The sequence below is a fragment of the Streptomyces sp. NPDC006458 genome (genome assembly GCF_040612135.1).
In the GTDB taxonomy this organism is placed as follows: domain Bacteria; phylum Actinomycetota; class Actinomycetes; order Streptomycetales; family Streptomycetaceae; genus Streptomyces.
The window spans coordinates 1-4,319 of sequence record NZ_JBEXPR010000076.1 but is presented as its reverse complement, the minus strand read 5'-3'; the positions used below and the strand labels follow the sequence as shown (position 1 = coordinate 4,319).

Here is a 4,319-nt window from a genome sequence, read left to right as displayed (position 1 = left end):
CGGGTGGTCTGGTTCCCGGCGATGCCGAGCCACAGCCCGTCCGCGCGCAGCGAGGCGAGCGCGTCGCGGACGTCCGGGTACAGGTCCTGCTCGCCGAAGTTCTCAGGCTTGCCTGCCTCGGCTCGGCGCTCCCGCTCGGCGTACAGGTCGAAGCCGGGCTTGAACTCCTGGAAGGTCTCGCGGTAATCGCGGCCCTGCGCGATGACCGCCCCGAACATCGAGTGGAAGGTGTGGCGAGGCACGCCCAGCCAGTCGGCCCACGTGCCGTACTCGGTCGTCTCGTCGACGAGGCACTCGCCGACGTCGAAGATCACAGCGCGAATCATGCCGTCGACCCTACCTGGGCATGCAGAAGGGGCCCCCTCCGCCCAAAGGCGGAGGGGGCCAAGCATCTCCAACCGCGTGCGCGCCCGGCTCGGACAGCTGTACCCGTACACCGTGGGCCACTCGGCATCGCGTACGGTCAGCGAGGCGCGAACGCGGATTCGCGAAGTCCTGTCGACCTGAAGGAGCAACCGCCGTGACCACGATCGCCGTGACCGGGCACATGGACCTCACGGACGGCAGCGTGCCACTGGTACGCGACGCGGTGAGAGAGACACTGAAGCCGTACGCGGACGACCTCACCGGCGTCTCGTGCATCGCGAAGGGCTCCGACTCGCTCTTCGCCGAAGTCGTCCTAGAGCTCGGTGGCCGCCTCGTCGCAGTCATCCCCTCGCAGGACTACCGAGCGACCAAGGTCAAGGCCGACCACGCCGAGACGTTCGACTGGCTGACCGAGGCAGCTGACGAAGTGGTCGTGCTGGACCACGACACCGCAAATCGAGCAGCGTACGAGGACGCCAACCGCGAGCTGCTCCGCCGCGCCGACCGCCTCGTCGCTGTGTGGAACGGTGAGCCTCCCAGCGGAAAGGGCGGCGGCACCGCCGACACGGTAATTGAGGCGCGCGCGGACGGGCTCCCCGTGGACGTCGTATGGCCGACGGGCGCAGCCCGCCTCGTTTATCTAGGGTTGTAAGGCACTTTGCGCAGGTCGGGCGAGGTGATCCGACGGCAGGTATGTTCGGCAGGTTCAGTGGCGTCAGCCGCGAGCACTTCGAGCACCAGGGCGGGTCAGTCGCCCAGAGATCGGGCCGAGATCCACCGCGAGCCCTCGCAGAGACGCACGGTCTGACGGTCGGTCTCGGTATCGTCACGGCTGGCGATGGCGTCCCAAAGGGATGCAACGCCCGAAAACCGCAGGCTGTAGACGACGACCTCGGTGTCTCCGTCGTCGGGCAACGGCCACGCGGGGAGGACACCCAGACACAGGCTTCGGAGGTACAGCTCCGGGGCCATACGGGGGCGTTCGCCTAGTGCGGCGCGCAGTCCGTCGGCGTGGATGACGACGGCGCCGAGGCCGACTCGGTTCATGAGCGAGATGGCAGCAGGGGCCCCGAATTGCGCGGGGCGCTGTCGGGGCCGCCAGTCGCCGTTCCACTGGTGCGCGACCAGGTATCCGTGGTCGATGAGCCGTTGCGCGTCGCCTGGCTCGCGGCGGCCCGCCACGATGGCGCGGGCAAGGTCGATGGTCTCGCGGACGAGTTGGTGGGTGGTCTCGGCGCTCATGAAGCCAGTCTCCTCAGCTGAGCCTGCCCGAATGATGACCTCGGTTGGACTGATACCTGTAAGGCACGGCCCCTGAAGCTACTTGCCTAACTTGCCTGACCTTCAAAACGCACCCGAGATAACAGCTGAGGCGGCCGACGCGGCACGTGACGCCTGACACGCTCTGGTGCCATCGCAGCCCTGCGCTGATCCGGACCGCGACAAAACGCCCCCTGCACAGCCCTCGTCGGGGCTGTGCAGGGGGCGGCGTGTGTCAGCGGGTGAAGAGGGCGATGGCGCCTGTGGCCGCGCCCGCCACACCGGCCAGGGTGGCGATGGTCGGCAGCGGCCACCGGCCTTTCTCCAGCGTGGCGACGCGCGGCTCGATGTCGGTGCTCTTCGGCATGCTCTCCAGGGCGCGTAGCCGGGACTCGTGGTCCGCGAGGTCGGTCCGGATGTCCTTGGTCTCGTTGAGGATGCCGTCGATCTTCGTCTCGATCCGGCCGACCGCAGCCGCCAGTCCCCTCACCTCCTGGTACATCTGTGCCGGGCTGATGTACACGCCCGGGTCTGGCGTGGTCATCGAGACGCCCAGGTGAGGCTCGCCGGGTCCACGCTGGCGGGCAGCGTCGACGCCGTGCCCTTGCGGCCCACCCGCCCGGCGGCCCACGATTTGGCGGCCGCGGCGACGAGCGCCACCGGGGCGGCCCACCACACGGGCAGGCTGGCCGCCTCGACGGCGACCAGGCCGAGCGCGGCCTCGGCCCCGGTCCAGCCCGCACGCTCGGCGAGGTCGAGCAGCAGCTTGTTGGTCATGGTCAGGAACCCTTCTTCTCCAGCGCGGTGACACGCTTCTCCAGGGCCGTGAGCCGCTGCTCGGCGGTGGGCTGCGGGGCGGGTGGCTTGGGCGCGGGTGGCTTCGGTGGGGTCGGCGACCAGCTGGCGGGGTGCTTCAGTCGCTCGGCGACGCGGGCGAGGACGGCCGCCCAGTCGACGCCGCGGGGGTCGGACTTGCCGGGCTGCCAGTCCAGGTGCCGGATCAGCGACCGCTCGGTCCAGCCGTGACGGCGGCAGAGCGCGGCTCCAGCGCGCACGATCGCCTCGATCTGGACGGCGGGCCACGGGTCGCGGCCGTCGCCGAGGTTCTCGCACTCGAAGCCGTAGAAGTGCGGGTTGCCGTCGGTGTCGGCTTCGTTGTCCGGCGGCAGGGGCCGCTCGGCGATGACGGCCTGGAGGACGTCGCCGTCGCCCTTCCCGGCGTGGTTGGCGCGGCCGTGGCCGACGAGGTGGACGCGGCCGTCCTTGGTGATGACGCCGTGGCACAGCGGGCCGGGCAGGCCTGCGTACCCGTCGCGGCAGATGGCGACCGTCGCCGCGCTGCCCTTGGTGACGGTGTGGTGGATCATCACGCCGTGCACGGGCCCCCAGGGGCCCTTGTGGTTGCGGTTGTGGGTGCGCCAGTCGCCGACCTCGACGACCGAGACGCCCTCGTCGCGCAGGGCGTCGAGGACAGTGGCCGCAGTCAGTGGTGTGGCCATGCGTGCTCCAGACATGAAGGAAGCCCCGGCCGGGCGGCGCGAGGCTGACGGATTTCGGGTCGGTCAGGTGAGCAGGAGCGGCAGGACAACCGAGGCCATGTACTCGAACCCCGCGTCCGACATGTGCACGCTGTCGGTTCCGGCCGCGCCGGTACCGGCGTTGGTGCCCCAGTAGCTCCGGGCGTTCCAGTCGTTCCAGGAGTTCAGCCCGAGGCCCCACCAGTTGACGAACGCGGCGCCGTACACGTCGCACAGCGAGCGGGCTCGGGCCACGTAGTCCTGGTACTTGAAGTTGGTCGCCTCGTGCCGGCCGAAGTGCGGCAGGGCGAAGAGAATGTCCACGTCGCCGGTGGCCGGGTCGTTGTCGCGGATCGCGCGGATCCAGCGGGCGACGTTGCCCGACCAAACGTCGGCGGTGTTGTTCGCCGAGGCGTCGTTGGGCGCAGCAGACCAGATGCACAGGTCGGCGGGGAAGTCGACGCCGCCGTTCCAGGTGGCGTTCAGGGCGCTGGACAGGTGGCTGGTGCCGTACCGGGCGGATGTGGCGCCGGCGACCGCGAGGTTGTGCACGAGGACGCCGCTGGCCTTCTCGCCGCTGACCCCGCAGACGCTGAGGTACTGCCCGGCCGAAGTCGTGCCGACCTTGGTGACCACCGTGTGTTCGGTGTTGGACAGGCCCGTGATCGTGGTGACCTGGATGGCCGCGGTGCCGGAGGGCTGCGCGACGGAGACGTCGGCGCCGCCGTCGATGCTGTACAGCATGGCCGGGCGGGTGCCGGAGCCGACGACGGTGTAGATCTTCACGGTGGTGCCCCTGGCCTTGAAGGTCAGGGTGTTGCCGGTGGTGTCGCTGAACAGGTAGTGCCCGGCGGGTCCGAAGAAGCTGCCGCCCTGGGTCCAGGTGCCGGTCTGCCCGACGACCGCGTTGACGGCCTGCCACGCGGCGAGGGCGGTCGGGTCGCTGCCGGTCAGGATCGCCGGGGACAGCGCCGTCGTCTGGAACCCGCTGCCGCCGTCGCCGTACATCCCTTGCAGGGTGGACGCGATGACGCCCGGCCAGCTCTTGGTGCGCGGGTTGGACGCGTAGAAGCCGGCCGTAGCGCTGCCGCCGACGGTGACGATCCGGGCGAGGCCGCTGCCCGCAGCGTCCCGCGCGGCGAACCAGCGCCGCCCCCAGCCGGGCGGGACGTAGAC

6 protein-coding genes and 1 pseudogene are annotated in these 4,319 nt (G+C 70.4%); 1 reads left to right on the top strand and 6 read right to left on the bottom strand.

Going from position 1 to position 4,319, the window contains the following annotated elements; translation table 11 throughout:
- Nucleotides 1-326, bottom strand: a pseudogene (locus tag ABZZ79_RS39470) (haloacid dehalogenase); the annotation flags it as partial.
- Nucleotides 327-520: 194 nt separating this feature from the next.
- Between ABZZ79_RS39470 and ABZZ79_RS39465 the strand changes: the two are divergent.
- Nucleotides 521-1,018 (top strand): hypothetical protein, encoded by a 498-nt coding sequence (locus ABZZ79_RS39465; RefSeq protein WP_356697482.1) that lies wholly within the window; start codon nucleotides 521-523, stop codon nucleotides 1,016-1,018.
- A 95-nt stretch (nucleotides 1,019-1,113) separates the two neighbouring features.
- On the opposite strand, the gene ABZZ79_RS39460 is transcribed toward ABZZ79_RS39465, so the two are convergent.
- From ABZZ79_RS39460 to ABZZ79_RS39440, 5 genes are all read right to left on the bottom strand, one after another.
- Entirely contained in the window at nucleotides 1,114-1,608 is a 495-nt protein-coding gene (locus tag ABZZ79_RS39460; protein ID WP_356697480.1) for a hypothetical protein, read from the bottom strand.
- Nucleotides 1,609-1,861: 253 nt separating this feature from the next.
- Nucleotides 1,862-2,170, bottom strand: coding sequence for a hypothetical protein (locus ABZZ79_RS39455; RefSeq protein WP_356697478.1), 309 nt, complete (start codon nucleotides 2,168-2,170; stop codon nucleotides 1,862-1,864).
- Nucleotides 2,167-2,403, bottom strand: a complete 237-nt coding sequence (locus tag ABZZ79_RS39450) for a hypothetical protein (protein WP_356697476.1) — start codon at nucleotides 2,401-2,403, stop codon at nucleotides 2,167-2,169. Before ABZZ79_RS39450 ends, ABZZ79_RS39455 begins: the two co-directional genes overlap by 4 nt.
- 2 nt (nucleotides 2,404-2,405) lie before the next feature.
- Nucleotides 2,406-3,125, bottom strand: coding sequence for a peptidoglycan recognition family protein (locus ABZZ79_RS39445; RefSeq protein WP_356697474.1), 720 nt, complete (start codon nucleotides 3,123-3,125; stop codon nucleotides 2,406-2,408).
- Nucleotides 3,126-3,188: 63 nt separating this feature from the next.
- The coding region (locus ABZZ79_RS39440; RefSeq protein WP_356697472.1) for an SGNH/GDSL hydrolase family protein at nucleotides 3,189-4,319 on the bottom strand (1,131 nt) is incomplete at its 5' end.

What these genes read in the sequence shown, in the direction of transcription:
- ABZZ79_RS39445 (WP_356697474.1), bottom strand. Translation starts at nt 3,125, where the DNA reads ATGGCCACACCACTGACTGCGGCCACTGTCCTCGACGCCCTGCGCGAC.
- ABZZ79_RS39455 (WP_356697478.1), bottom strand. Translation starts at nt 2,170, where the DNA reads ATGACCACGCCAGACCCGGGCGTGTACATCAGCCCGGCACAGATGTAC.
- ABZZ79_RS39450 (WP_356697476.1), bottom strand. Translation starts at nt 2,403, where the DNA reads ATGACCAACAAGCTGCTGCTCGACCTCGCCGAGCGTGCGGGCTGGACC.
- ABZZ79_RS39460 (WP_356697480.1), bottom strand. Translation starts at nt 1,608, where the DNA reads ATGAGCGCCGAGACCACCCACCAACTCGTCCGCGAGACCATCGACCTT.